This is a genomic window from Segeticoccus rhizosphaerae (assembly GCF_005222685.1).
GTDB classification, from domain to species: Bacteria; Actinomycetota; Actinomycetes; order Actinomycetales; family Dermatophilaceae; genus Segeticoccus; species Segeticoccus rhizosphaerae.
In genome coordinates this window covers 1-1,505 of sequence record NZ_SWMA01000089.1, presented here as the reverse complement: position 1 = coordinate 1,505, position 1,505 = coordinate 1, and the positions used below count along the sequence as shown (strand labels likewise).

The following is a 1,505-nucleotide window of genomic DNA, read 5'->3' as shown; positions in this document are numbered from 1 at the left end:
ACTGGGGTGGTGGAAGTGGAACGCTGAGTCGAGAGTGATTGACTATCCGCCGTGGCCGAACCGCGCGACGTCCAGGAGATGGTGAAGCGGCTGATGGCTGGGCACAGCCCCGAGGAGAACCAGGCCTTGCTCGAGGCACTTCTTGGCGGACAGGTCTCGAGCATCTTCGAGAAGTTGCAGGCCGACCAGGAACCGACGCTGCACCCGGTCTCGGCCGAGGTACGCGGGTACCGCGTTCGCCTGGACCTGCGGGGGGCGAAGCCGCCGGTGTGGAGGCGGCTCGAACTGCCCGGCGACCTCACGCTGCCCCGGCTGCATGAGGTGATCCAGGCGGCGATGGGGTGGACCGACACGCACCTGCACCGGTTCCGGACCGGCGGCGACCATCGCTCGCCGTACTTCATCACTGCGTTCGACGTCGACGAGGGTGAGGACGGCGTGCTCGAGGACGACATCCGGCTCGACCAAACGGTGGCAGCCGAGGGAGATCATCTCTGGTACGAGTACGACTTCGGGGACGGCTGGGACCACGTCCTTCGCGTCGAGGCAGTCTTGGACGAGCCGCCGGCCTCGGTGCGCTGCATGGGGGGCCGGATGGCCTGCCCGCCCGAGGACTGCGGAGGGCTCGGCGGCTACGAGGAGCTGGCTGCCTGGGTGCGCAGCGGGTACGACGACTCGCTCCTTCCCGAGGTCTTCGACGATGCCGCGCATGCTCACGGCTGGCTGCCCCTGGAGTGGCACCCCGACCACTTCGACATCGAGGAGACCCGAGCCGCCCTCGCGGTCGGGGTCGCCGAGCCCGTCGCGGTGACCGACGAGCTCGCCGAGCTCGCCGGGCAGCTGGAGCGTCGCGGCATCCGGCTGTTGCGGGAGGTGCTGGGCCGACCGCTCTCGCACGGACCGACCGAGGTCACCGCCGCCGAGGCCGCCCGGCTGACCCAGACCTACCAGGTCTTCCTCGACGTCATCGGCGACGGGGTCTCCCTCACCGGGGCAGGCTACCTACCGCCCGCGGTGGTCGAGCACTTCGCCGAAGGCAGTGGTATCACCAGGTGGTGGATCGGCAAGGCCAACCGCGAGGATTTGACGCCACCGGTTGCTGGTGTCCGCGATGCCGCTCGTTCCCTTGGTCTAGTCACCGTCCGCAAGGGCCGTCTCACACCGACCGCAGCCGGCAACCGCTGCCGGCAAGATCCGCAGGCGCTGTGGCAGCACATCGTCAAACGCCTTCCGCTGGGCACCAACGACGCCGATCGCCAAGCCGGCTGGATGGCCCTTGCCGTGGCCGGCAGCGGCGTACCGGCGCAGGAGTGGCGCAGCCAGATCAGCGATCTGCTCTTCGCGCTCGGCTGGCGCAGCGGGTCAGACCGGCACTCAACTCCGCCCGCCCACAGCCCGACACTCGACGTGCTGAGCGAGCTGGCCGGAGCAGCACGCACCGGCTGGAACGTCACGGGAACCGACTTTGCGACAGCGACCACCGCCCGCGCCGTCATCCGCCGCGG

1 protein-coding gene is annotated in these 1,505 nt (G+C 69.7%); it reads left to right on the top strand.

Going from position 1 to position 1,505, the window contains the following annotated elements; genetic code table 11:
• Positions 1 to 51 precede the first annotated feature (51 nt).
• Positions 52 to 1,505, top strand: a 1,454-nt coding sequence (locus FCN22_RS21410; protein ID WP_238384900.1) for a plasmid pRiA4b ORF-3 family protein, incomplete at its 3' end; no start/stop codon positions are given.